We start from the raw sequence: 24,816 nt of genomic DNA, 5'->3' as shown, positions 1-24,816 counted from the left end.
TTTACCAAGAGATGGGAAGGCAGAAGTGAGGCGTAATGCTGTAGGAGGTGAGGTAAATTACCTCACCTTATTCATAGTAGAAAAGAGCATGTATTCCAGTAAGTGAAAGGCTAGTTAAATACTCCCGACAGGACGGTGTTTACAACCGCTGTCGCCACGGCCACCAGCACCAGATCGTCCCCTGCGATATACCACTCATATCCCGGATAGTGAGGCAGTGAGTTAAGCATACTAACGGGAACGACTTTTTTAGCGATGCCCGGAGGCAGCGGCTTGCCGCGCACCAGGTTTTTGGTAATGCCGGGCGGGAGCGTCGAATATCCCGTCAGGCCATGGGTGACGGCCAGCCCTCTGGCCTGATCGAAGGTAATGGTAACGCTCAGCAAATTGCTGTCGTGGCCGCTGCCTTTATTGTTTTTCTTGTCTTTCCCATGGGACTTTTGGTTGCTGTTTTGATGGCTTTTTCCGTTGGATTTATCGCTGTCAGCGTGAGTGAAAGCACTAGTGAGTGCAAAGGGCAGCAGGAGCAGAAGAGTAAGCATTGTTTTTTTCATAGCGGATTTGCTCTCTGTGAGTAGAACGTATCTTTTTAGTGTAGTTGATGGATATGCATTTTTCGGCAAAGGACTGAGTGAAAAGACGTGCCAAGGTGAGTAAACTGCGGATCGTTAGCCAGCAGCCTTTAATGAGCAAATCATAATGAATATAAAAGGCGATAGGCCCTTTCTGCTGCTCCTGACTCTGTGCTTGCTTATGCTGAACGGCTGCGTACCGAGAACCATATATCCGCGTGGAGAAACTTCCGGTGTGGTGGTTGACGCGATGACGTTCAAGCCAATCGGTGGCGCTTTAGTAGCGATAGATGCTTACAAACCGGGGTCAGCCGTAACTGACGAAAACGGTGCTTTTCATATTTCCGAGATCAAAGACTGGGAGATGGTTTTCTTTATGGCAGGGCGGGCGCCCTATGATTCACAACAGCATAACGAGGTTACCGTATCGGCGCCGGGGTATAAAATGCGTCGCTGGACGGGGGAATACTCCACTCGTTTCACTTTTCCCATTCAGCTATTGCCTGAATCAAGCGAGCTTCAATATCAACTGAATATCGAGGCGCGGCGAAGCATGAATCACGGAGATGCCCCTCCGCGCCCGCCGGGGCAGGAGACGTTTGTTATCAAACCTCCGGTTGCGCCGCCGACAGCAGCCACTGAATAAACGCTTCGCCTTTCGGGCTTTGGCGCTCCGGCAGCGTGGCGACATAGTAGCGCTGGGCGCAAAGTAGCTCCATGTCCGGGAACGGAGCGATCAGTTCGCCTTTGGCGATGCGTTTTTCCACCAGCTTCTTGCGCCCCATGGCGACGCCGACGTGACTGATGGCGGCGATAATCGCCAGATCGGAGCGGTCAAAGCCGATGCTGTGTTGATGAGGATCGATCGGAATGGAAAAGTGCCTGGCCCATGAGTTCCACTCGTGCGTGTCGGAGTCATAGCTCCACGCCTGGCGGTCGTGCAGGAGCGTGCAGCGCTGGAGGCCGACGGGATTGCCCGCCAGATTGAAGCGCTCGGCGTATTCCGGGCTACAGACGGGGACGATCGACTCATCCATCAGGTGGCGGCAAACCAGCCTTTCCGGCGTCTTGTCGTCGAAGTAGATTGCAAGATCGATACCGTATCCCTGAAAGTTGACGTTTTCGTTGCCGGTCAGCACGTTTAGGCTGATGGCCGGATGCTGCTGGCTAAACTGCGCCAGCTTGGGCACCAGCCAGCACTGCGCGATCGAGGGGCGAGAGTACACCGTCAGGCAGCCTGATAGCTCTCGGCTCTTTATCTCCAAGATCTCTTGATTAAGCGACTCCAGAGACGACTTCAGCGACCAGTAAACCCGCTGGCCTTCCGACGTAAGCTCGATGCGGCGGTGGAAGCGGCGGAAAAGCTTAAATCCCAGCTCTTCCTCCAGCCCGTTGATGCGGTGGCTGACGGCGCTGGGAGTCAGAGCCAGCTCGTCCGCCGCCAGCGCGAACGAGCCGTGGCGCGCCGTGGCTTCAAAGGTGTGCAGTTTTGACAGCTGGTGGCTGCTTAGGCGCTTGCCGCCGACAAGGTAGTGGTCTTCGGTGTACACGGCGTTTTCCCCTGCGATAAAGCGAACCTGATTTCGCTAAAGATTACTCCTAAAACTAGTTATTTGTGTGAAATCAAATGATGCAATCATCCCATTTTCTCGACTATATGATGGATATCACCCATTTGAATTAATCTGGCTCATGTGAAAGGCCGTTTTTATCATTTGTCAGCACCAGTACTTTTTTTATCCAATATGACTCGAAAGATTAGCTGTTAAACGGTTCCTGACTGCAGCAGGACACTGCCTCATTGACTCAGGAGAAAAATGTCATGATCGATATCTTGATTAAGAACGTCATGGTCGTTGACGGCACCGGCGCACCCGCCTATCGGGGAAGCGTTGGGGTGTCCGGCGATAAGATAGTCAGCGTTAGCGGTACGGAAGCGGCGAAAAAGGTGATTGAGGGCGAAGGGCTTTACGTCAGCCCCGGCTTTATCGATGCCCACTCCCACGGCGACCTCATTTTAGGCGACGAGTGCGCCCGGCTGTGTAAAACCTCTCAGGGCGTGACGACCGAGATCGGCGGCCAGTGTGGGCTATCGGCCGCACCGGTAGTACCGACGCATCTGGAGCTGGTTCAGGGGCAGCTGTCAGTCGGTGCGCTGAAGTTCCCCGACGACATGCCAAACTGGACGAGCTACTCGCGCTATCTGGAGTATGCCGACGCGGCGCCTAAAACCGCGAATATCAAAAGCTACGTCGGACACAGTACTCTGCGCATAGCCGTTATGGGGTTTGATAACCGCGAGCCGACTGCACAAGAGATGGACACCATGAAAAGCCTGCTGAAAGAGGCCATGGAAAACGGCGCAGCGGGCTTTTCTACCGGGTTGATTTACACGCCCTGCTGCTATGCCACTACCGAAGAAATCGTTGAGTTAGCGAAGGTGATTAAGCCGTACGGCGGCATTTATGCTTCCCACATGAGAAACGAGTCCTACGATAGTGTTAAAGCGGTAGAAGAGACCATTGAAATCGGCCGTCGAGCGGGGGTGCCGGTGTTCATCTCTCACCACAAAATTTTGGGCAAGGCTAACTGGGGCATGCAAAAGCAGACGCTGGCGGTGATTCAGAGGGCGATTGATGAAGGTGTTCAGGTCACCTGCGATCAGTATCCCTATCCGAGAAATATGACCCACCTGAACGCCTGCATACCGCCCTGGCACTTTACCGAAGGCGTGGCGAAGATGGCTGAACGCCTTGAAGACCCGGCAATGCGCGCCAAAATCCGTCAGGAAATGGAAGATCCCGCGTCCGAATACGACAACTACTACATCAATGCAGGCGGCTGGGAAGGCGTGTTCGTTTCCTCATCGCCGAATACGCCCGGCGTAGTGGGTAAAACCGTAGCGGAATATGCGGCACAGCTGGGGCAAGACCCGTTCGAGACGTTTTTCGACATCATGGTGGAGAACAAGGGCGTCAGCAGCGCGGTGTACAGCAGCATGTGCGATGAAGACGTGTTTGAGATCGCCCAGTTTCCCCACACAGTGATCGGCAGCGATGGCCTGACCCGCGCGCTGGACGAAAAGGGGCACCCCCGAGCCTACGGCACCTGCCCACGCGCCATTTGCTATTACCACAAAGAGAATCACGTCATGACGCTGGAAGAGGTTGTTCGCAAGATGACCTCCATGCCGGCTGCGCGTCTGGGAATGCCGACAAAAGGCGTTATTAGAGAGGGTTACGACGCGGATCTGGTGGTATTCAACTATGAAAACCTGCACGACAGGGCGACTTACACCTGCTCTAACGAGCTGACCGACGGTATTGAGTACGTCATCGTCAACGGCGGGATTGTCTACCACGACAAAAAGCTGACGGGCATCAATACGGGTAGGGTTCTAAGGCACTTTTCAAACGTCGCGTAATAACAATAAAAACGATAAACGGAGGTTTCAATGAGTGTTTTAGCTGCCTTTTTGGCCGTCATGGTTGTCCTGCTGCTGATGCTTATTAAGTTTAAGGTCAGCCCGGCGATTGGCCTGTTTGTTTCCGCCATCATGATGGCGGTGCTGTGCGGTATTCCAACCGGAGAACTGCTTGGCTATCTGGGAACCGGTTTTGGCAACACTATGGCCAGTTTGGGGCTGGTGATCCTCTTCGGCGGCATTTTTGGTGAGATGCTGGCGTCTTCGGGCGCAACAGAAGAGATGGCCAAAGGGCTGCTGCGCAAATTTGGTCAGAAAAACGACCTGTTGGCGCTAAACCTAGCGGGCTTTATCGTCGCTATCCCGGTGTATTTCGCTTCTGGCTATATCATGCTGTCGCCGCTGATTAACTCGCTAAGAAAGCTGACCAACAAGAAGAAGAGTGCTTACGCCGCATCGCTGTTCGTCGGCCTGCTGTTGACCCACTGCGTGGTGGCTCCGACGCCTGGCCCAGTGGCTGTCGCCACGCAAATCGGCGCCGACCTTGGCTGGTTTATTGCCTACGGGCTGATTGTTGCGCTACCGGCCAGCCTGCTGTGCGGTTGGCAGTATGGGAACTTCATTAACTCACGGCTGACGGCGGAAGAAAAAGCGGCCTATCGTCAGGAAGTCTCTGAGCTGATGAACAACAGCGACCTGCTGGCGCCTGACCCAGAAAAACCGTCCGCCATGACGGCGTTCGGACTGATTCTGTTCCCTATCGCGCTGATTATCGCAGGCTCTATTGCAACCTGGCTGCTGCCGAAAGACAGCCTGATCTACACCGTGCTGACCTTCTGCGGCAACAACAACATCGCGCTGTTTCTGGCGCTAATCCTGTCGGCCATCGTGCTGAGAAAGTACATCGTTAAAAACACCAACTCCAGCATCATGAAGTTTGTTGACGTGGCCTCCGACCGCTTGGGCAACATCCTGATGGTGATCGGTACTGGCGGCTGCTTTGGTCTGATTCTGCAAAAGAGCGGTTTGGGCAACGCGCTGGTGGAGCTGCTTTCAAGCTGGAATATGCCCATCGTACTGCTGGCGTTCCTGCTGGCGATGATTATTCGCGCGGCGGTAGGGTCAGCGACGGTAGCGATGTTGACAGTGGTGTCAATCGTTGGGCCTGCGGCGGTTTCTATGGGCTATTCACCCGTGATTGTTGGTCTGGCTATCTGCTGCGGCACGGTCGGGATGACGCTGCCAACCGACGCCGCCTTCTGGCTTCCGGCCAAGTATAACCAGCTGGAAGTAAAGGAAGCCTTTACGGCCACCACTTACAGCACGACGCTAGCCAGTATTGTGGCGTTTACCGTCGTCTTGATACTGCAGGCGTTCTCCGGGATTCTTCCGGGCATGTTTTAGCGTGAGCTATTTGGAAAGATACACTGGTTTCGAGGTAAATAATGATCGCAGGAAAAACGCTGCAAGCGTGGAATGACGAGTTTCCCATCACCAGGGAGCTTATGGCGCTGAAAGAAACGTTTTGGCTAAACGATAGGTTAGGGGAGTGCGAAGAGGTCCTTCGGCGCTCGGCCGTGACGATGGAAGATATGTTGGATGCATCTCGCCGACTGGTGCGGTTTGCGCCCTATCTTGAACGGGTTTTCCCCGAAACCGGCGAGCACGGTGGCATCATTGAATCTCCCATCGTTGAGCTCACTGAAATGACTCGCTATCTGGCAAAAGAGACGGGGCAAGACGTGCAGGGGGCGCTGCTTCTCAAATGCGATAGCCATCTGCCGATTTCCGGTTCCATCAAGGCCAGAGGGGGTATTTATGAGGTGCTCAAACTGGCAGAGGACATTGCTCTGGAGAGCGGCAGGCTCTCTTTAGACGACAGCTACGCCCGACTGGCGGACGACGAGTTCAAGAGCCTGTTTGAACAGTATTCAATCGCAGTAGGCTCAACGGGCAACCTGGGACTTTCTATCGGCATTATGGGCGCAAAGCTAGGCTTTAAAACCACCGTTCACATGTCGGCTGACGCCAAGCTGTGGAAGAAGAGTATGCTCAGAAGTAAGGGCGTTACGGTCAAAGAGTACGCAGACGACTACAGCAAGGCCGTTGAAGCGGGGCGTAAAGAGGCACAGGGCGATCCGATGTGTCACTTTGTCGACGATGAAAACTCGCTGTCTTTGTTTCTTGGCTATACGGTGGCTGCGCTGAGGCTGAAGAAGCAGTTTGATGCGCGCGGCGTCACGGTAGATAAGGAACATCCGCTGTTTGTTTATCTTCCCTGCGGCGTCGGCGGTGGCCCAGGCGGTGTGCTGTTCGGCCTGAAGGCGGTTTTTGGCGAACACGCCCACTGCTTCTTTGCCGAACCGACCCACTCCCCCTGCATGCTGCTGGGGCTGGCGACCGGCTATCACGACAAAGTATGCGTTCAGGACTTCGGCATCGACAACAAAACTGACGCCGACGGTCTGGCCGTTGGCCGAGCGTCAAGCTTTGTCGGTAAAACGATAGAGAACCTGATTAGCGGCTCTTATACCCTGACCGATGAGAGCATGTACCGCTACCTTGCCGCGCTGGTCGATCTGGAAAACATCGAGTTGGAACCGAGCGCCCTAGCTGGATTCCGTGGCGTCTCCCTGCTGGAAAGCAGTGAGAACGGTAAGCGCTATGCAGCGACACACGGAATTGCGTCAATGGAAAACGCCACCCATCTGGTATGGGCCACCGGTGGCAACATGGTGCCGGTGGAGGTCAGGGAGGAGTACTACCGCAAGGGGAAGGGGCTGCTTTTAGCGGATGAGATGGGGAGTTGATCGAGCTTCGCAGGATTATTAACGTCGGCGCCGTAAGGCGTCGACGTTTTCTAATGAAATAAATTGTGTCTTCTCTCTTTTGTTCATAAAATAATTTTGTTCATGATTCATGAACGAATATAAGGTGTGAACAAATGAAAGAAGAGTCACTGCTGCTTAATGCCGTAGAAAACTTGCCAAAGGGGTTCCAGCTACACTATGAGCTTGGCTCCGGCTATTGCGCGCACGACGCATGGGGAAAGCTTGTCGCTCCAAACGGTGAGGCAGTGGCTTTCGCACTGGAAGTAAAGCGCGTTCACCGTAAAGAGTCTCTGATGGCGGCTAGTGAGCAGATGTCCCATATTTCAACCGATCTTCCGACGTTACTTGTGTGTAACTCACTGACGCCCGCGCTGGCGGAATATTGCGCCGTCCACCAGATTAATTTTATCGATACCGCGGGAAATGCCCGAATTCAGACGCCGGGGCTGTACCTGTTGGTTGAGGGCAAACGTGAAAGTAAACCCGTTGCGACAAGCAGCCGCTTTGCCGAAGGGGTGATGAAACTCCTCTTTGTACTGCTATCCCATCCTGAAACCCTAAACGATACCTATCGTGATTTAGCCGAGAAGGCCAGCATTTCTTTAGGCATGGTCAACAAGGCTTTCACCTATCTTGCGGCGCAGCGCTATTTTCGCAAATCGGAGGGTGGACGGCGCTTGATGAACGAGGAAGAATTGCTCGCGCAGTGGTTGAGGGACTATGCCGCCGCTTTGCGTCCGAAGCTGAATTTTCTTCCGTTGGGTGCGCCGACGTCGTGGGATGAAATAACGCCTGCGTCTGGAGAGCATTGGAGCAGCGAGATAGCCGCCGCAGAGCTAAGTGAAGGATACCTGATACCCGAACGCGGAGTGATCTTTACGCCTTATCCTTTATTACAGAGGCGAAAGGAATTGGGACTAAAACCTGTTTCAGATGGAAAACTCCAACTGGTTACCTGTTTTTGGGGCCGGCTGGTGATTAACCATAAAGCCCGCGCGATGCTGTGCGTAGCGGAGCTGCTGGCCGGCGGAGACGCCCGAAACAGGGAAGCGGCGAGGATAATCAATGATAAATATCTCCACCTTAAGGAATCCGCTCTCTTCGGCTATTGAAGAACTGTTGGGTCTGATAAAGCGGATTTGCGCTGCGCAGAATATCTCTTTCTTTATTGCGGGCGCGACGGCGCGTGAAATTTTGCTTCACCATGTACATGCTAGAAGCGCGGGCGTCGTACTCGCGATGTTGATATCGCCGTTGTTGTCGATGGCTGGAAACGGTTCGATGAGTTGAAACATGCTTTCCTTGTGGAGGGGGCGCTGGCCGTTCGGGATAATGTCCACCGTATCATAGCGGCTGGGACAGAATTGGATATCATTCCTTTTGGCGCTCTTGCTGAGGGTAATCAAATTCGGTGGCCGCCGGACCATGAAGTTATTATGTCCATAGACGGCTTTGATGAGGCGTTTGGGCATACCGTGCAGGTGCGGTTGAATAGTGGAGAAACGCTGCCGTTTTGCTCCCTGCCGGGGCTCGCTTTGTTAAAGCTGTTTGCCTGGCGAGATCGTGGGCGCGGTAACGCCAAGGACGCCGTCGATTTCTACAAGATCGCTCGCGAATACGGCGCTATCGAAAACGACAGAATTTACGAATCTCCCGTTGAAGGCGAACGGCTGGGCTGGGATCCGGTGCGAATGGGGGCGACACTGCTAGGCTACGATGTCGCGACTATGAGCCAGGAGGGCTCTTTTGCGGAGTTAATGTCCCTTGATAAAGAACGCCTGACGGATGCCGTCGTACGGCAGTCTGTTACGGATAATTCGGCAGAAATCGAACGAGTCATGAATGCTTTCTGGTCGGGCGTTGTAGATCGCAGTTAAGGAAAACGGCCCCAATCGGGGCCGTTGTCGTATATTACCGCCGTCAAGCTTAAATCGGCTTAGTCTGCGCTTCCGCCGCGGCCAGCGCTGCCATATTGACGATGCGGCGCACGGAGGCGACCGGCGTCAGAATGTGAACTGGCTTTGAAATCCCCATCAGCACTGGGCCGACGGTGACGCCTTCGGACGAGGAGACGCGCAGCAGGTTGTAGCTGATACGGGCAGATTCCATGTTTGGCATGATAAGCACGTTGGCCGCGCCTTTCAGCGGGCTGTCCGGCATCAGGTCGCTGCGGATGGCTTCTACCAGAGCAGCATCGCCGTGCATTTCACCGTCGATTTCCAGCTCTGGCGCTCGGGCTTTTACCAGTTCCAGCACGCGGCGCATTTTCACTGCGCTTGGGCTGTCAGAGGTGCCGAAGCTGGAGTGAGACAGCAGCGCCACTTTTGGCTCAATGCCGAAGCGATGCACGGTTTCTGCCGCCATTAGCGTAATGTCGCACAGCTGTTCTGGCGTTGGGTCATCGTTAACATAGGTGTCGGCAATGAAGGTGTTGCCGCTGGGCAGCAGCAGCGCGTTCATCGCACCGGCGGTTGAGGTGCCGTCGCGATAGCCGAACATCGTTTGAATAACGTCATAGTGGTCGTGATAGTTGCCGATAACGCCACAGATAAGCCCGTCAGCCTCGCCGCGCTTGACCATCAGCGCGCCGATAAGGGTCGGGTCGCTGATAATGCGGCGGCGTGCCGCCTCGCGGGAAACGCCTTTGCGCTTCATCATGTGGTGGTATTCGCTCCAGTACTCGTTAAAACGAGGGTCGGACTCGTTGTTGACCACTTCGATGTCTTTGCCGATCTGAAGCTGTAGGCCAAGCTTTTTCAAGCGCATTTCAATTACGCTGGGGCGACCGATCAGGATCGGGAAGGCCAGATGTTGAGAAACCACTTCCTGAGTTGCGTGCAGCACTCGCTCTTCTTCACCCTCGGCGAACACGATGCGCTTAAGAGTCGACTTGGCCTGAGAGAAGACGGGCTTCATAAACAGGTTGGTCTTGTAGATGAACTGAGTCAGGTGCTCAACGTAGGCGCCGAAGTCGTTAATCGGGCGAGTCGCAACGCCGGAATCCATCGCCGCCTTAGCAACGGCAGGTGCGATCTTGACGATAAGACGCGGGTCGAACGGTTTCGGGATCAGGTATTCAGGGCCAAAAGAGAGCTCCTGATCGCCATAGGCAGAAGAGACCACGTCGCTCTGCTCAGCTAAGGCTAAATCAGCAATGGCGCGTACGGCAGCCAGTTTCATCTCTTCGTTGATGACGGTCGCACCGACGTCCAGCGCGCCGCGGAACAGGAACGGGAAGCACAGCACGTTGTTAACCTGATTCGGATAGTCCGAACGGCCAGTGCAGACGATAGCGTCCGGGCGAACCTCTTTTGCCAGCGGTGGCAGAATTTCCGGCTCAGGGTTAGCCAGCGCTAGGATTAGCGGGCTGTCGGCCATGGTTTTCACCATCTCCTGCGTCAGGACGCGAGGACCAGAGCAGCCGAGGAAGATATCGCTGCCGCCAACGGCTTCGCCCAACGAGCGCTTGCCACTGTCGACTACGGCGTACAGAGCCTTATTTTCTTCCATGTTTTCATCGCGGCCCTGATAGATAACGCCGCGGGAATCGCACACGGTGATGTGCTCTTTTTTCATTCCGAGGGCAACCAGCAGGTTTAGGCAGGCGATCGCCGCCGCACCCGCGCCGGAAACCACCAGCTTGACGTCTTCAATGTTTTTCTTCACTACGCGCAGGCCGTTCAGAACGGCGGCGGCACAGATAATGGCAGTGCCGTGCTGGTCGTCGTGGAAGACCGGAATGCTCATGCGCTTGCGCAGCTCTTTTTCGATGTAGAAGCACTCGGGCGCCTTGATGTCTTCAAGGTTAATACCGCCGAAAGTGGGCTCCAGAGACGCAATAATGTCGATCAGCTTGTCCGGATCGGTTTCGTCGACTTCAATATCGAACACGTCGATACCGGCGAATTTTTTAAACAGAACGCCTTTCCCTTCCATCACCGGCTTGCCGGCGAGGGCGCCGATATTGCCCAGGCCCAGCACGGCTGTACCGTTAGAAATAACGGCGACAAGATTGCCGCGGGCGGTGTACTTGTAGGAAGCCAGTGGATCTTCCGCGATTTCCAGGCAGGGAGCCGCAACGCCGGGAGAGTACGCTAGCGCTAGATCGCGCTGCGTTGCCAGAGGCTTGGTGGGTACAATTTTGATTTTCCCCGGAACCGGGAACTGGTGAAAATCAAGCGCGCTTTGTTTTAACTGTTCGTCCATCGCTATGTCCTTTTTGGATACGGAAACGCCGTAGGCAGCCCCTTGCAGTGGCTGGGGATCTCGTTAACTGAGGATACCTTGAGGAAGGGTCGTATAACGGATTGTTATTACGCTTTTTTTACGACTGTCACCAAAATAACGCACAGTTGGATGACAATATTAACATCAATTTAATATTTGATGATGCAATCTGGGTCACGTTATCTCAGCTATTGTTGCGATAGAAAAAAGCGCAGAACAAACAGCGTGTTCACTCAATACTCACAAGTTCATTAGGCACTCGGTTTCTTGCGGCGGATGTGAAGAAAAAATAAGCGCGTTTAGCCGACGAAAATCGCGCTATGAACTATGCTTAAAAGAGTTCTCAGGCATCAGTCTGCGCCGAAAAGGCGCCGTTAATGAAGGGTGAGTGGATATGAGCGCAAAGTTTGAAATTTTTCTGGGTAAAAACGATGAGTTTTATTTTCGCCTGAAGGCGGGTAACGGGCAGATTATCCTTGGCAGCGAAGGCTATACCACCAAGGCCAATTGCCAGAACGGCATCAAGTCGGTAAAAAACCACTCGCAGGATCTAAAACACTTCGAGAAAAAATCGACAGCGAACGGGAAATTCTCATTCAACCTGAAGGCGGTCAACGGTCAGGTGATTGGCACCAGCCAAACCTACACAACAGAACAGGCAAGAGACGCAGGCGTTCAGTCCGTGAGCCATAATGCGCCGGACGCAGCCGTTCACGACTTGACCTTGCAGGCCTAGACCCAACGTCAAGACCGGTTTTTTACACCCTGTAGTGCTTCGTCCGTTACTCCCTGACATGGTTAGCGGACCTTTTTCTTCCTATTGCGCTCTGTCGTTAGCGTCGGCGGAGCGCCTATTCCACGTTTCTTTTGACAGCCGATACAGGCAGTGCCTAAGCAGCGGGCTGTCGGTAGGCAGCATGGGGTGATCGAAGTCTTCCTGTGGCGAATGCTGCATGCCAAGTCTTTCCATCAACGCGCGCGAGCGGTGATTATTTAGCGTGGTAAACGCGACGATCTCCGAAAGTGCAAGCGCCTTGAAGCCTACATGCAGTGCGCCTTTTGCCGCTTCAAACGCGTAGCCCTTTCCCCAGGCGCTATAGGCTAGCCGCCAGCCAATTTCTACGCAGGGAGAAAACGGCAGTGCCGCGGAAGGCACATTAAGCCCGACGCAGCCGATAAAGCGCTCGCAGTCTAGACGCTCTACCGCCCAAAACCCCCAGCCGCGTTCGGTAATACCCGATTCACAGCGGTCGGCAAAGGCATCGCTGGCTGTGCGATCTAGCGTAGCGGGGAAACAGGCCATGACGCGGGGATCGGCCAGCATGGCAGCCAGCGGCTCCCGATCGGAAGGTTTCCACTGGCGTAACCGAAGGCGTTCGGTCATGACTTCTTGCTGTGCGGTCATTGCTCATGTCTCGTTTTTGAATAGCGCTATGGCAGCACTATGGCAGCATAGTAAAGGCTTTTTCCAAGCCTTCATCGTTCTGTCGTTTTTCCGTTGGCGGCCTTTCTTCTTCGACGTTGGGCTGAGGCGCGTCTTCTGGTGGTTCAGCGGTGTTGTCATCCTGAGGAACAGCCTCTGATTCGCTAGCAGATTCCGGCGGCGGCATGACGTCCTGAATCATCTGTTCATCAAAGCTTGGGTTAAGCGCAGGGGACAGCGGGGAGCTCATCAGGCTGTCCGGCATGGCGACGTGAGGAAGCGGGGCGTCCTCGACAAACTGAACCTCTTTTCTTTGGGTAGTTCTGCTGAGCAGCGCTAAAAGGATGCCGCACAGGGCGAAAAAGGCGTACAGAATGTTACCTCCCAGTGGCGCCATAAGCGCTCCCACCAGCAGAGGCCCCAGACTTGCTCCTACGCCGAATGCCATCAGCAGGCAGGCAGCCAGCGACACCCGTCGTTCTGGTTCAATCTGGTCGTTAGCCAGCGCGACCACCAGCGGATAGAGGGTAAATTGGAGCATGCCGATGACAAAACCAATGCCAAGCAGCAGCGTAAAATCAATGTGCGGAAGAAAGGCTAGGGGTAGCGCCGCAATGGCCAGCGTAAGAGAAATAATCTTCAGTAATGTTAGCCGGTTATAGCGATCGGAAAACCAGCTAAAGGGAAGCTGAACAATAAGCCCCGCACAAATAGACAGTGCCATAAACAGCCCCGTCTGTTGAGTAGAAAGCGACTGAAGCTGAGTATAGACTGGCGCTAGCCCGTAGAACGAGCCGACCACCATGCCGACCACCAGTGTCGAGGCTAATACTTTAGGGATTGCCCCCACAAAAAAGCGCAGCTCCATCGGCGCCGGGGAGATCTGCGTGGCGTGGCTGCGAGTGGTTAAGGCAATAGGTACCAGACAAAGGGAGAAGCAGAGCGCAATAATCAGTAAAGACTGAATTTCCAAATCCGGCAGCAGGATCAGCACCAGCTGCCCCAGCGCCATCCCCAGATAGGAGGCTGCCATATAGAAACCAAACACCATTCCACGCTGGCTGGGCTCAGCCTGATCGTTAAACCAGCTCTCCAGCACCATGTATTGGCACATCAAACACAGGCCAATGATTAACCGCAGGCCAACCCAAACGGGCAGCATAGACGTCATGCCGTGCATCAGTACTGCCGCCGTGATAATGCCGGCACAGGCGACATAGGTGCGAATATGGCCGACGCGGACAATCAGGTAGTGGCCTACCTTACCGCCAAGCACCAGCCCGACGTAGTTAGCGGCCGTTAGTGCACCTATCAGCGCACCGCTGACGTTAGCGGAAGCTAGGCGAAGAGAAATATAGGTCGTCAATAGACCCGAACCCAGCAGCATGATAAGCGTTGTGGTGTACAGAGGGAAGAAGACGCCAAGAGCCTTTTTCACAAAATCTCCCGTTTAGCTATCAACATCGTTTCCGATCAACCATAGTAGTTTCTTGACGAGAGGTAAAGTCGGGTTATGGTTTCTTTAGACAGTATTCATTATGAATTCAATGAGTAAAGTGAGCGCGTGATGAGCGTTTGATGAGAAAATGCGTTATTGTTTGTAGACAAAAAAGTGAAAAGAAGAGGCTAACATGGGGCGAAAAGTAGGGAATAGTAAGAAAATCGTCGTGAAGTTTGTCTGTTTGGGGAATATCTGCCGTTCGCCTATGGCCGAGGGGATTTTTCGCCATTTAGTGGAACAGGCGGGGCTGGCTGACCGTATTGAAGTGTGCTCAGCCGGGACTGAAAGATGGAATGTGGGTAACCCGCCCCATCGGGGTACACAGGAGGTGCTTCGCCAGCGAGGGATCGACTTTTCCACCATGCGTGCCTCTTTGTTGCAGCGTGAGGATATCGGGCAAGTCCACTACCTGATTGCGATGGATCAGAGCAACGTTGAAGATATCCGAGCCATTGCCGGCACGCCGTTTATTGACCACCTGTATAAGCTGATGGACTTTGTGCCGAACGCCGAAGCGGCAGACGTGCCCGACCCGTACTATACGGGTAATTTTGCTCAAACCGAGCGAATGGTGGCGGCTGGAGCAAGTGCGCTTCTGGAGACAATCAGACAGGAGAACGGCCTGAACGTTTGATCGCCGTCTGTTCCCCCTATATTATGCTGAGTTAGTGAGCAACTTCAGGGGAGCAGGTCATGAATGGAGAACGTGCGTCTGTGCCGGCGATCGGCATTGACTTAGGGACAACCAACAGTCTTATCAGCGTTTGGCAGGATGGAAAAGCGCAGCTGATCCCCAACGCGCTGGGTGAATATCTGACACCTTCCGCCGTGAGCCTTGATGAAGACGGCTCTATTCTGGTTGGCCGCCCGGCGTTCTCCCGACTGACGACTCATCCAACCAAGTCTGCTGCACTGTTCAAGCGCTTTATGGGCAGCAGCAAAACGTTTCATTTAGGGGACAAGACCTTCAACGCGCCGGAGCTGTCGGCTCTGGTGCTGAAGTCTCTGAAGGCCGACGCTGAAGCCTGGCTGGGTCAGACCATTACGGATGTAGTGATTTCCGTTCCCGCCTACTTTAGCGACGAGCAGCGCAAGCAAACCCGCTTTGCCGCCGAGCTGGCGGAGCTTAATGCCGTTCGCCTGATTAACGAGCCTACCGCTGCCGCTATGGCTTACGGACTGCATACTCAAGAGTTCGGTCGCACGCTGGTGTTTGATCTCGGCGGCGGTACGTTTGACGTGACGGTACTGGAGTTTGCCCTGCCGCTGATTGAAGTCCACTCTTCCGCAGGGGATAACTATCTGGGTGGAGAAGACTTCACTCACGCTCTCGTGAAAGACTGCCTGAAAGAGTGGAAAATCAGTGAAGGAGACGTAGAAGTAGACGCTCTGGCTCGCTTGAATGACAGTGCCGAAGAGGCCAAGTGCCGCATGGGTGCTCAAGAAGTCGACATTGTCTGGCAGTGGCAGGACAAAGAGTGGCGCTACGAGCTGGACATGCAGAAAGCGGAAAAGGTCTGGCTGCCGCTACTCAACCGCCTGCGGGCGCCGATTGAGCAGGCGCTGAACGATGCGCGACTGCAGCCAAGCGAGCTGGACAATCTGGTACTGGTAGGCGGCGCATCGCAACTGTCGATTATCCAGCGCTTAGTCGTCCGGCTGTTTGGAAAAATGCCCCACCAGCACCTTGACCCGAGCACCATCGTTGCTTTGGGGGCGGCGGTACAGGCAGCCTGCCGTCTGCGCGATGAAGCGATTGATGAAGTAATCCTAACGGACGTCTGCCCCTACACTCTCGGCATTTCTACCAACAACGGTAAAGTGTCTGGCGTGTTTTCGCCGATTATCGAGCGTAACACCGTCGTGCCGACTTCTCGCGTTGAGACCTTCTATACCGGCCATCCAGAGCAAGAATTTATTCGCGTCGCCGTCTATCAGGGGGAAAGCCCCCGCGTTGAGAACAACATTCTGGTAGACGAGTTTCAGGTGCCTATCGAGCCAAATGGGCGCATTCAGTCGTTAGACGTTCGCTTTAGCTATGACATCAATGGCCTGCTGGAAGTAGACGTCAACATGCTGGAGACCAACAAGACCCACACCAAAGTTATTGACCACAGTCCAATTGGCCTGAGCGAAGAACAAAAGCGCCAAAGCCATGAACGCCTGCTGGCGCTGAAGATCCACCCGCGCGACGAAATGCCCAACCGCGCTTTGCGCGCCCGACTGGAGCGAGCCTGGGCGCAGACGCTGGGCAATGAGCGCATTCAGATTGGCATTTGGCTCACCGAGTTCGATGAACTTTTGGGCGAACACCGCGTAGAGGAAATTGCGGCAGCGCGCAAACAGCTGATGGAATACTTGGATTCGATGAAGCTGTAGGGTTCATTTTAAATCGAGGGGCGCTGTAAAGCGCCCTTTTCGTTTATCCCCTTTCGGTATGATTTTACTGCCAGCTTTTAAATGAATGGGTGTATCAAATATGATTAAGTAAGTATCTATAGTGATACATGGTTTTTGTCCTTTCGCTTTTATCTCTCCTCTGTTTCTTATTCCCAATTTTTATTCATCCCCTTGTTTTTATGCACCTTCTAGAGGTATTTCGTGTAATTAGTTTTCCGCTGGCACACCCCTTGCTATAGCGAATCAGAGATTCACTACAACACAGCAAGGAGTAACAGATGGAACATCAACAGGGCGCGCTTGCCGGACTACGGGTGCTGGACTTGACCCGCGTGTTGGCCGGGCCTTTTTGCACCATGATGCTGGCGGACATGGGCGCCGAGGTCATCAAGATAGAGCGCCCCGGCGCGGGCGACGATACCCGGCAGTTCGCGCCGTTTAAAAACGGCGAAAGCGCCTACTACATGAACCTGAACCGCAACAAGAAAGGCGTGACGCTGAACCTGAAGGGGCGCGGAAAGGCGCTGTTTCTGGAACTGGTGAAAACCGCCGACATCGTGGTGGAAAACTATCGTCCGGGCACCATGGAAAAACTGGGGCTGGGCTATGAGGATCTGAAAAAGGTCAACCCGCGCATCGTCTACTGCGCCATTTCCGGCTTTGGCCACACCGGTCCTTACAGCCAACGCCCCGGCTACGACATTATCGGCCAGGCAATGGGCGGGCTGATGAGCACCACCGGCTGGCCGGGCGGCGAACCGACCCGCTCCGGTACAGCGATGAGCGACGTGCTGGCCGGCCTGTCGGCGGCGATCGGCACGCTGGCGGCTCTGCGCCATCGAGACCAAACTGGCGAAGGGCAGAAGGTTGATATCGCGCTGGTGGATTCAGTGGTTGCCAGCCTGGAAATCATCACCCAGATCTACCTGACGGAAGGGCGCATTCCCGAACGCATCGGCAACCGCTACGAGTCCTGTTATCCCTACGACACCTTTAAAGCCAGAGACGGCGATGTGGTGATTGCCGCCGCCAACGATAAGCTCTGGAGTTTGGTCGCACAGGTGATGGGGCAGCCGGAGCTGACGGACTGCGAAGTGTTTAAAACCAATCCGCTGCGGGTTAAAAACCATGCGTCTCTGAAAGCCGTCGTTGAGGCTTGGAGCCGCCAGCATACCGTCAGCGATATCGTTGACCGCATGCTGGGCGCGGGCGTGCCCTCGGCGCCGATTAACAATATCGACCAACTGGTGGCCGATCCGCACATTGCCGACGCGCGTGAGATGTTCGTTGAGGTTGAGCACCCGAAAGCCGGGACGCTCAAGCTGACGGGCTCGCACATCAAGCTGACCGGTACGCCGACCGGCATCCGTACGCCGTCCCCGCTGCTGGGGCAGCACAATCGGGAAGTGTACGGCGACGGCCTGGGGCTGAGCGAAGCGGAGCTTGAACAGCTGCAAGCCGAGGGGATCCTATGAATCAGACTCAATGGATTGGCGGCGCGGGGAACGGGGTTCCCCTGCCGTCAAGCGTGGCGCTGACGGAGGTCTGCCCGCGCGACGGCTTTCAGAACATCTGCGACTGGATCCCGACCGAAACCAAACAGCAGGCTATCGATCTGCTGATTGATTCCGGGCTACAGCGCTTTGAAATTACGTCGTTTGTTAATCCCAAGGCTATCCCGCAGATGGCGGATGCCCAGCGGATTGTTGAACACGTCTTGAGGAGGAACAGAGAGGAAAATCTCGGTCTCGATATCGTCGCTCTGGCGCCCAACCTGCGCGGCGCCGAGAACGCCTTGAACGCGGGCGTGCACCACATCAGCTACGTGATTTCCGCCGGGGAACAGCACAATCTGGCGAATATCAACCGTACTCACGAGGCCTCGCTGGCCGATCTGGCTGCGATAACGTCGGCGTATCCCGATATGCACGTCACGCTCAGCATGGCGACGGTCTTCGGCTGCCCGTTTGCCGGCGCCGTGAGCGCAGACACGGTTTTGTGGCTGCTGTCTGAGGCATTATCCCGCGGCGTTCGCGACGTCACTTTGTGTGACACCATCGGCGTCGCGTCTCCCCGGCAAACGGGAGAACTGCTGGCTCGCGTGCGCGATACCAACCCATCGCTCGACGTTGGCCTACACGTTCACGATACCCACGGCATGGCGTTGGCCAATACATTGGTGGCACTTACCCACGGCGTTCGACGCTTCGAAACAGCGGCGGGCGGGCTGGGCGGCTGTCCGTTTGCGCCCGGCGCTGCCGGTAATTCGGCGACGGAAGACGTGGCGAACATGCTTTGGCGAATGGGGATCGATACCGGCGTCTCCCGGGAAAAGCTGCTTACGGCGGTGGCGTTTATCCGCCAGCAGATCCAGCCCAACCTGATGAGTCATCTGGCGCAGGCGCGCAGCTACGGTGAGTTTAGCTTCTGGACAGAGGGAGCCTGACGTGAATAACGAGTCATTACACATCCGGGATCTCGGCAGCTTTTTTGTCGGCGGTCGGGAATACGAAATCAGCGGCCAGCCGCCGTTTGAAACCACCATCGCGAAAGGCTGCAAGCCGTCGCTGCTCGACCCCAACGGGCAGTTTGAGGCCGGGCAGATGTACGTGCAGTTTATGCACCACGAAAAGCCGCAGGCGCGCTATCCGCTGGCGTTTATTCACGGCGGCGGCATGACCGGCGCCTGCTGGGAAACCACGCCGGACGGCAGGCCTGGCATGCACAACTATTTCCTCCGTCGCGGTCACAACACCTACGTGTGCGACGGCGTAGAGCGCGGTCGGGCCTCCTGGGCCCAGTACCCGCATATCTACGACGGTCACCCGCAGTTTCGTACCAAGCAGCAGGCGTGGGAAAGCTTCCGCTTTGGCCCCGACTACGCGGCTCGCGAAGTTTGGCCCGGCCAGCAGTTCCCGGTCGACGCGTTCGACACTTTTATGAAGCAGGCGGTCCCCCGCTGGACCTGTAACGACGCGCTGGCCGAGGCGGCCTATGCGGCGCTGCTGGCGAAGCTGGGGAAATGCGTCATTCTCGCCCACAGTCAGGGCTGCGGACAAATCCTGAACGTGGTGCAGCAGCATCCGGACAGGGTGGCGGCTGTGATTTTGCTGGAGCCTTCCGGCGCGCCGCAGACGGAGAACGTCGATATCTCCCTTCTGAAAGAGGTGCCGTTCCTGTTTGTCTGGGGCGACAACGTTGACGCCGGCAAAACCTGGTGGAGCGAGTTTTATCGCAACGTCTCCTCCTATGCCGATCGGCTTTCGCAGGTGCAGGTGCCGGTAACGTGGGTCGATCTGCCCAAGCGCGGCATCCGCGGCAACTCGCACATTCTGATTATGGACCGCAACTCTGACGACATCGCCGGGCTGATTCAGGACTGGATGACGCAGCAGGGTTTAATGCACCACTCACTATAAAGATCTTCCTCTATCAGACAGGAGACAATAAAAAATGATGGGTTTAGGACAATGGCGTGTCCGCAACAAGATGTTGCTGATACTTTGGTTAATATTTCTGATTTCTTATCTCGACAGGGTTAACTTTTCCGTTGCGCTACCGGCAATCAGCGCAGAGCTGGGGTTGACGGCGGGGGAAAAGGGGCTGGTGCTCAGCGCTTTCTTCATCGGTTACGGGCTTTTGCAAATCGTCGCTGGCCTGATGGTCGACCGCTTTGGCGGCAGGGTGACCATGACGCTGGCGCTGTTCTGGTGGTCGCTGTTTACCGCCTTTACCGGCATGGTCGGCGGCTTTGTCGGCCTGCTGCTGGTAAGGCCGCTGTTCGGCGCCGGCGAGGCCATGCACCCGCCGGCTTCCTGGAAGCTTATCAGCCAGTGGTTCCCGAAAAAGGAGCAGGTGCGGGCTAACTCTTTAAACCTGTGCTCCATCGCCCTCGGCCCGGCCTTTGCGCCGCTGCTGGTGGTGCTGTTGATGCAGTGGGTCGGCTGGCGCGGCGTGTTCTACGTGTTCGCCATTCCCGGCTTTATCGTCACCTGGCTGTGCTGGAAGTACATGCGCGATCGCCCGGAAGATCATCCTGACGTAACGAAAGAAGAGCTGGCGGAAATTCGCGAAGGGCAAAACGCGGCGGATACGGTGGCGTTGAGCAAAGAAGACAAGCGCCGAGCGCTGGCTGCGGCGGTGCGCGAGCCGGGTTTGTGGATGCTGATGCTCACCTATCTGCTGTTCGGCGTCGCGTTTTGGGGATTCCTCTCCTGGCTGCCGTCTTATCTGGTGGACGTGCGTCAGTTCGCGATGGTGAAAATGGGCATCGTGGCGTCCATTCCGTTCTTCGCCTCGTTTGTTGCCATGCTGGTGGCTAGCTGGGTGTGTAACCGCCTGTTTGGCGGGCGCAAGCAGATTTTCGTCGCTACCTGCTACCTGTTGGGCGCTCTGTTTATGTGGCTGGCGTTCGCCGCGACCGACTCGAACATGTGCGTGCTGTGGCTGACGCTGACGGCGGCGTTTGGCATCTTCATGCCGTTCGGCGTGTTCTGGGCGATTTCGATGGAAGTGCTGCCTGCGAAGGTGATGGGCTTCGCCAGCGGCTTTATCAATACCGGCGGGCAAATCGGCGGCTTTATCGCGCCGATGGCGATAGGCTATCTGATTCAGTACTATCAGGGCTCTTACGCTGCGGGCTTCGGCCTGATGGTGGGCTGCCTGATTGCTGCGGCTGTGATGGTGGTGATTATTCGGCCGCGTAAGGCGGCGTAGTTTGATACAGCCTGGCGCTGTTTTTCGATAACCCGCGGGGAGCCTTTGGCTCCCCGCTGTCGTTGAGTCGGCGGGGAGGGCTAGCCGACCGAAACCCGAACGGGCTTACCAATGCGGCTCAGCATATTCACCAGCGCGTCAATCGTGAACTTGCCAGTTTTTTTATTGACCACGTCGGAGACGCGCGGGCGGGAAATATGCAGCACGGCAGCGACGTCCGCCTGTTTCATCCCGTTATCCACGATCCAGGCCGTAATTTCCTCCATCAGCGCTTCCTTGATGGCCAGCGTGTTTTCTATTTCCCGTAAGGAATCCGCGTGAAGCGCTTCGGCTTCCCGCTGGGCAAAGCCCAGATCGGCAAAGATATTGCCGCCGGGAGGCGTGATATGGCGAATTTCGTTGTCCGGTTTGGCGGTCATTTGTTGTTTCCTTAGCTTGATTTGTATAAAATTTTATACATTATTTTCACAGGAATCAAATCACCGTTCATCTTCCGCCTTATCTTCCTGCATCCGCCGCCACAGGCTCATCCTGCTGATGCCAAGCAGGCGGGCGACGCGGGTCTGATCGCTGCCGTTTTGCCGCAGGTAGTGATGGATAATCTGCCGTTCGAGCTCGCGTACCATCTCTTTTAGCGATCCGAATTTACCTTCCAAAGAGAGCGGCAGCGCGGCGTCATTCTTGCGCCGAGCGTTCGGCGACCAGACGACGCTAAGCCGCTCGCACCAGTCCGACTGCGGATACAGCGTGACAAACAGCGCCAGCCGCTCCGCGACGTTTTGCAGCTCGCGCAGGTTTCCCGGCCAGTCGTGCTGTTCCAGTAGCGCGTTGACGGCGTCGAGCACTGCCTGGGTCAGGCGCTTATCGCTCAACTGCTGGTGCAGGAAATAGCGGGCGAGGTGTGTAATATCGCCGCGCCGCTCGCGCAGAGGCGGGACGTTTAGCGAGAGGACGTTAAGGCGATACAGCAGATCCTGACGGAAAGCGCCCGCCGCCACGCTCCGATCGAGATCTCTGTGGGTGGCGCACAGAATGCGAACGTCCACCGGGATCACCTGTGTACCGCCGAGGCGCACGACCTCTCGCTCCTGCAAAACGCGCAGCAGGCGTGCCTGAAGCGGCAGAGGCAGTTCGCCGACTTCGTCTAGAAACAGCGTACCCTGATGCGCCAGCTCGAACATGCCCGCTTTGCCGCTGCGCCGCGCGCCGGTAAACGCGCCCTCTTCATAGCCGAACAGTTCGCTTTCCAGCAGCGATTCGGGGATCGCCGCGCAGTTAATCGCCACGAATGGCCCTTCGGCGCGGCGGCTGGCGTGGTGAATGCCCTGTGCGAACAGCTCCTTACCGGTGCCGGTTTCACCCTGTATCAGCACGGTGGCGTTGGCGGCGGCGTAGGTCTGCGCCAGCGATTTAAGCGTCAGCATGGCGGGATCGTCGGTCAGAATGTTTTCAAAGTCGTAGCGGGCGACAAAACCCTTGTTGCGCATCTGATGGCGCAGCCGCTGCTCCGCTCGCTGAATGCGGCCGCTGTCCGCAAAGGTGCAGACCACGCCCAGGCAGTGGCTATCGTCAAGGATCGGCACCCGGTCGGCTATCAGCGTGCGCCCTGCGGTCTCTAGCAGCTCCCCCTGTTCCCGCTGGCGGCTTTGGCGCACCTGAGGCGCGCGGGATGATGGGATCACCTCGCTAACGGGCTTACCCAACGCGTCAGCCGCTTCGACGTTCAGCAGGCGCTCTGCCGCGGGGTTGATGACCGAGATGCGGTCCTGCTCGTCGGTGACGATGATCCCCTGCGCGATGTTGTTGAGAATGGTGTTCAGCCGAGCGGATCGCGCCGAAAGCGTGCGGCGAACGTCGGCGATATTGGCCGCTTCTTGCAGTATCTGGCGTACTGAATGCTCTCCCGCCTCAAGCAGCGCGCAGGGGAAATTCAGTTCGCCGGCCAGCCGGACGGTAAGTTGCCCGCCGACGGCCATGTCGGCTCCTAGCTGCCGGGAAAGGAGCAGCTGGCCCTGCATTTCTTCCTGCGTGTGAAACACGTACTCGTCGATGCGCACGTCCAGCGCCCGCGCGATGTCAGCCACGCCCGGCATCGATTCGCCAAAGTTGAAAAACGCCACGTGGCGAACGCTGCGGGCAAAGGGCTGCAGCGCGCAGAGCAGGTCCAGCGGCGCGGTTTTTATCGCCACCACCGGCACGTCGTGCACCATCGAGCGCAGGTATTCCGCCGTACCGCCTCGGCTGAGCAGCACTTCCGGCTGCTGCGCCAGACACTGTTCGCTGATCTGGTACACTTCGTCCAGCACCGCTTCGAGGGTGTGAACCTCGCAGCCGTATTCCGGCGCTAGTCGAACGACCAGCGCAGCCAGCGTGTGATAAGGGGTAATCAGGGTCAGGCGAAAGGGGATATGTGAGCTGTTCATCTGTAGAGGCGCTGCCGATCCGTCAACGTGAATAAATAAAGGGGAAAAGTATGCCCGTCGCTGACGTAATTTGCCGTGACTGGCGTCAGGAACCGGATGTTTGTTTTCTCTTCCCACTTTCTGGTAAAAAGGCAGAATACTCGCATGGGTGAAACACATTATAGGAAGAAGGCATGCAGCAGCTTATTGTGGAACGCTGGAGCGCTCACTACCGAACACAATCCAGTGCAATTGTCGTTCCCGACGGCTGTCGGGATCTTCTTTTCATCACCAGTGCGGGCCGTGGGTCAGAAGTCTATATCACCGAGCTTGATAGCTGCGCATATGGAGTAGAAAGCGCTGCCGGGGATCGGTATGACGGTTTCCGGTTCCGACCGGACTGCATTATTGATGAAAGCAAGCTGTCGCACTATCTCAGCGATCCACGGCTAACGCCGGATCACCCGACGCTACTGTCTATCATCCACGATACCGTTCATGTCGATGGGCAGCTTGCTGAAGCCCTAAAGGCGCTGCGGATACTTAACGGCTTGACGCAGGCGAGTCAGGAACTAGGGGTGAGTCGTCGTACGCTGGAGAGAGTGGTCAAAAGCAAGACCGGGAAGAGCCCGCTGTTCTGGCTGCGGCTACTGCGAATGAGGAGAACGGCAGCGATGCTATCGGGCTCTCATTCCGTTTCGCTGTCGGACGTTGCAGCGCATGGCGGTTACTGTGACCAGTCGCATATGAACCGGGAGTTCCAGCTCTGGTTGGGCGTTACGCCTGCTGCGTTCAGCGCGAATGAGCGCTGGCAGCAGGCTTTTGGTGCGGGCTTTGATTAAGCCGCTACGCCACTGCGGAACAAATTTCGACAAGGTTGTTTTCTGGGTCTGCGACATAGCTGATTGTTTGACCCCAGTCCATTTCCTTCACGTCCTCAACCAGTATCGCACCCGCATCTATCGCGCGCTTAAACGCTGCCGGAACGTCGTCTGTCGTAAAGGCGATTTCAAAAATGGGCTGGCGATGGTCGCTCTTGCCCGCTTTTGTTCCCGTTTGCGCCAGAAGTTTTCTGGAGCAAAATGACAGCTTTGTCGCGCCGGTAGCCAATTCTCCCCAGTCTTTACTGTCATGTAAAAAGTGGATCTCAAACCCAAAGGCGCGGTGATAAAAGTCCATCATTTGTGGGACGTCATCAACATATAAAATCGTGTAGGCAAACTGCATGATGTGCACTCCTGTTCATTCTCAGTAACAGTACTTTACTGGCGGAGTGATGCTTCGTATTGGATAAATACGACAGCTGAATAATGAAAGGCC

The 24,816-nt window shown here is 55.8% G+C and carries 22 protein-coding genes; 14 read left to right on the top strand and 8 right to left on the bottom strand.

Annotated features, from left to right (window positions below; all coding sequences use genetic code 11):
• Nucleotides 1–110: 110 nt before the first annotated feature.
• Nucleotides 111–554, bottom strand: a complete 444-nt coding sequence (locus DQM29_RS16840; RefSeq protein ID WP_111741746.1) for an anti-virulence regulator CigR family protein — start codon at nucleotides 552–554, stop codon at nucleotides 111–113.
• Nucleotides 555–699: 145 nt separating this feature from the next.
• On the opposite strand from DQM29_RS16840, the gene DQM29_RS16835 reads away from it, so the two are divergent.
• Entirely contained in the window at nucleotides 700–1,218 is a 519-nt protein-coding gene (locus tag DQM29_RS16835; RefSeq protein WP_111741745.1) for a peptidase associated/transthyretin-like domain-containing protein, read from the top strand.
• On the opposite strand, the gene dsdC is transcribed toward DQM29_RS16835, so the two are convergent.
• Entirely contained in the window at nucleotides 1,178–2,122 is a 945-nt protein-coding gene (gene dsdC, locus DQM29_RS16830) for a DNA-binding transcriptional regulator DsdC (RefSeq protein ID WP_111741744.1), read from the bottom strand. The two genes, DQM29_RS16835 and dsdC, sit on opposite strands and share 41 nt — an antisense overlap.
• A gap of 272 nt (nucleotides 2,123–2,394) precedes the next feature.
• Here dsdC and DQM29_RS16825 point away from each other — a divergent pair, with 272 nt between their 5' ends.
• The 5 genes from DQM29_RS16825 (at nucleotide 2,395) to DQM29_RS16805 (ending at nucleotide 8,704) form a co-directional block, all read left to right on the top strand.
• Nucleotides 2,395–3,996: an N-acyl-D-amino-acid deacylase family protein gene (locus tag DQM29_RS16825; RefSeq protein WP_111741743.1), complete on the top strand. Its 1,602-nt coding sequence runs from the start codon at nucleotides 2,395–2,397 to the stop codon at nucleotides 3,994–3,996.
• Nucleotides 3,997–4,026: 30 nt separating this feature from the next.
• A complete protein-coding gene (locus tag DQM29_RS16820) occupies nucleotides 4,027–5,400 on the top strand; it encodes a GntP family permease (RefSeq protein WP_111741742.1) in 1,374 nt (457 codons plus the stop codon).
• A 41-nt stretch (nucleotides 5,401–5,441) separates the two neighbouring features.
• Nucleotides 5,442–6,806 (top strand): D-serine ammonia-lyase, encoded by a 1,365-nt coding sequence (locus DQM29_RS16815; protein ID WP_111741741.1) that lies wholly within the window; start codon nucleotides 5,442–5,444, stop codon nucleotides 6,804–6,806.
• Nucleotides 6,807–6,940: 134 nt separating this feature from the next.
• Complete coding sequence (locus DQM29_RS16810) at nucleotides 6,941–7,939, top strand: type IV toxin-antitoxin system AbiEi family antitoxin (protein ID WP_111741740.1); 999 nt, start codon at nucleotides 6,941–6,943, stop codon at nucleotides 7,937–7,939.
• A gap of 174 nt (nucleotides 7,940–8,113) precedes the next feature.
• On the top strand, nucleotides 8,114–8,704 hold the full coding sequence (locus tag DQM29_RS16805; RefSeq protein ID WP_232054934.1) for a hypothetical protein: 591 nt from the start codon (nucleotides 8,114–8,116) through the stop codon (nucleotides 8,702–8,704).
• A 49-nt stretch (nucleotides 8,705–8,753) separates the two neighbouring features.
• Here the strand turns inward: DQM29_RS16805 and maeB are convergent, their stop codons facing one another.
• The gene (gene maeB / locus DQM29_RS16800) at nucleotides 8,754–11,033 is read right to left on the bottom strand and encodes an NADP-dependent oxaloacetate-decarboxylating malate dehydrogenase (RefSeq protein WP_111741739.1); all 2,280 of its coding nucleotides are present in this window, start codon (nucleotides 11,031–11,033) and stop codon (nucleotides 8,754–8,756) included.
• A gap of 415 nt (nucleotides 11,034–11,448) precedes the next feature.
• Between maeB and DQM29_RS16795 the strand changes: the two genes are divergently transcribed.
• Nucleotides 11,449–11,790, top strand: coding sequence for a YegP family protein (locus tag DQM29_RS16795; RefSeq protein ID WP_111741738.1), 342 nt, complete (start codon nucleotides 11,449–11,451; stop codon nucleotides 11,788–11,790).
• 81 nt (nucleotides 11,791–11,871) lie between these two features.
• Here DQM29_RS16795 and DQM29_RS16790 read toward each other — a convergent pair whose 3' ends face one another.
• Nucleotides 11,872–12,459: a GNAT family N-acetyltransferase gene (locus DQM29_RS16790; protein WP_111741737.1), complete on the bottom strand. Its 588-nt coding sequence runs from the start codon at nucleotides 12,457–12,459 to the stop codon at nucleotides 11,872–11,874.
• A gap of 37 nt (nucleotides 12,460–12,496) precedes the next feature.
• The gene (locus DQM29_RS16785) at nucleotides 12,497–13,915 is read right to left on the bottom strand and encodes an MFS transporter (RefSeq protein ID WP_111741736.1); all 1,419 of its coding nucleotides are present in this window, start codon (nucleotides 13,913–13,915) and stop codon (nucleotides 12,497–12,499) included.
• Nucleotides 13,916–14,108: 193 nt separating this feature from the next.
• On the opposite strand from DQM29_RS16785, the gene DQM29_RS16780 reads away from it, so the two are divergent.
• The 6 genes from DQM29_RS16780 to DQM29_RS16755 all read left to right on the top strand — a co-directional run bounded on the left by DQM29_RS16780 (nucleotide 14,109) and on the right by DQM29_RS16755 (nucleotide 21,094).
• On the top strand, nucleotides 14,109–14,612 hold the full coding sequence (locus DQM29_RS16780) for a low molecular weight protein-tyrosine-phosphatase (protein ID WP_111741735.1): 504 nt from the start codon (nucleotides 14,109–14,111) through the stop codon (nucleotides 14,610–14,612).
• A 59-nt stretch (nucleotides 14,613–14,671) separates the two neighbouring features.
• Entirely contained in the window at nucleotides 14,672–16,357 is a 1,686-nt protein-coding gene (locus tag DQM29_RS16775) for a molecular chaperone HscC (protein WP_111741734.1), read from the top strand.
• A 299-nt stretch (nucleotides 16,358–16,656) separates the two neighbouring features.
• Nucleotides 16,657–17,853, top strand: a complete 1,197-nt coding sequence (locus DQM29_RS16770; RefSeq protein ID WP_111741733.1) for a CaiB/BaiF CoA transferase family protein — start codon at nucleotides 16,657–16,659, stop codon at nucleotides 17,851–17,853.
• Nucleotides 17,850–18,824, top strand: coding sequence for a hydroxymethylglutaryl-CoA lyase (locus tag DQM29_RS16765; RefSeq protein WP_111741732.1), 975 nt, complete (start codon nucleotides 17,850–17,852; stop codon nucleotides 18,822–18,824). The genes DQM29_RS16770 and DQM29_RS16765 overlap by 4 nt, the downstream gene beginning before the upstream one ends.
• Nucleotide 18,825: 1 nt before the next feature.
• Nucleotides 18,826–19,797, top strand: coding sequence for an alpha/beta hydrolase (locus DQM29_RS16760; RefSeq protein WP_111741731.1), 972 nt, complete (start codon nucleotides 18,826–18,828; stop codon nucleotides 19,795–19,797).
• Nucleotides 19,798–19,831: 34 nt separating this feature from the next.
• A complete protein-coding gene (locus DQM29_RS16755) occupies nucleotides 19,832–21,094 on the top strand; it encodes an MFS transporter (protein ID WP_111741730.1) in 1,263 nt (420 codons plus the stop codon).
• 80 nt (nucleotides 21,095–21,174) lie between these two features.
• Here DQM29_RS16755 and DQM29_RS16750 read toward each other — a convergent pair whose 3' ends face one another.
• On the bottom strand, nucleotides 21,175–21,513 hold the full coding sequence (locus DQM29_RS16750; RefSeq protein WP_111741729.1) for a helix-turn-helix domain-containing protein: 339 nt from the start codon (nucleotides 21,511–21,513) through the stop codon (nucleotides 21,175–21,177).
• Between the two features lie 60 nt (nucleotides 21,514–21,573).
• The gene (locus DQM29_RS16745) at nucleotides 21,574–23,517 is read right to left on the bottom strand and encodes a sigma 54-interacting transcriptional regulator (RefSeq protein ID WP_170126565.1); all 1,944 of its coding nucleotides are present in this window, start codon (nucleotides 23,515–23,517) and stop codon (nucleotides 21,574–21,576) included.
• A gap of 173 nt (nucleotides 23,518–23,690) precedes the next feature.
• Here DQM29_RS16745 and DQM29_RS16740 point away from each other — a divergent pair, with 173 nt between their 5' ends.
• The gene (locus tag DQM29_RS16740) at nucleotides 23,691–24,338 is read left to right on the top strand and encodes an AraC family transcriptional regulator (RefSeq protein WP_111741727.1); all 648 of its coding nucleotides are present in this window, start codon (nucleotides 23,691–23,693) and stop codon (nucleotides 24,336–24,338) included.
• A gap of 4 nt (nucleotides 24,339–24,342) precedes the next feature.
• On the opposite strand, the gene DQM29_RS16735 is transcribed toward DQM29_RS16740, so the two are convergent.
• Entirely contained in the window at nucleotides 24,343–24,723 is a 381-nt protein-coding gene (locus DQM29_RS16735; protein ID WP_111741726.1) for a VOC family protein, read from the bottom strand.
• Between the last annotated feature and the right edge of the window lie 93 nt (nucleotides 24,724–24,816).

Origin of the sequence: Leminorella richardii (assembly GCF_900478135.1) — a bacterium.
Classification (GTDB): Bacteria; Pseudomonadota; Gammaproteobacteria; order Enterobacterales; family Enterobacteriaceae; genus Leminorella; species Leminorella richardii.
The sequence above is the reverse complement of the archived record's forward strand: the minus strand, read 5'-3'. Positions and strand labels throughout refer to the sequence as shown.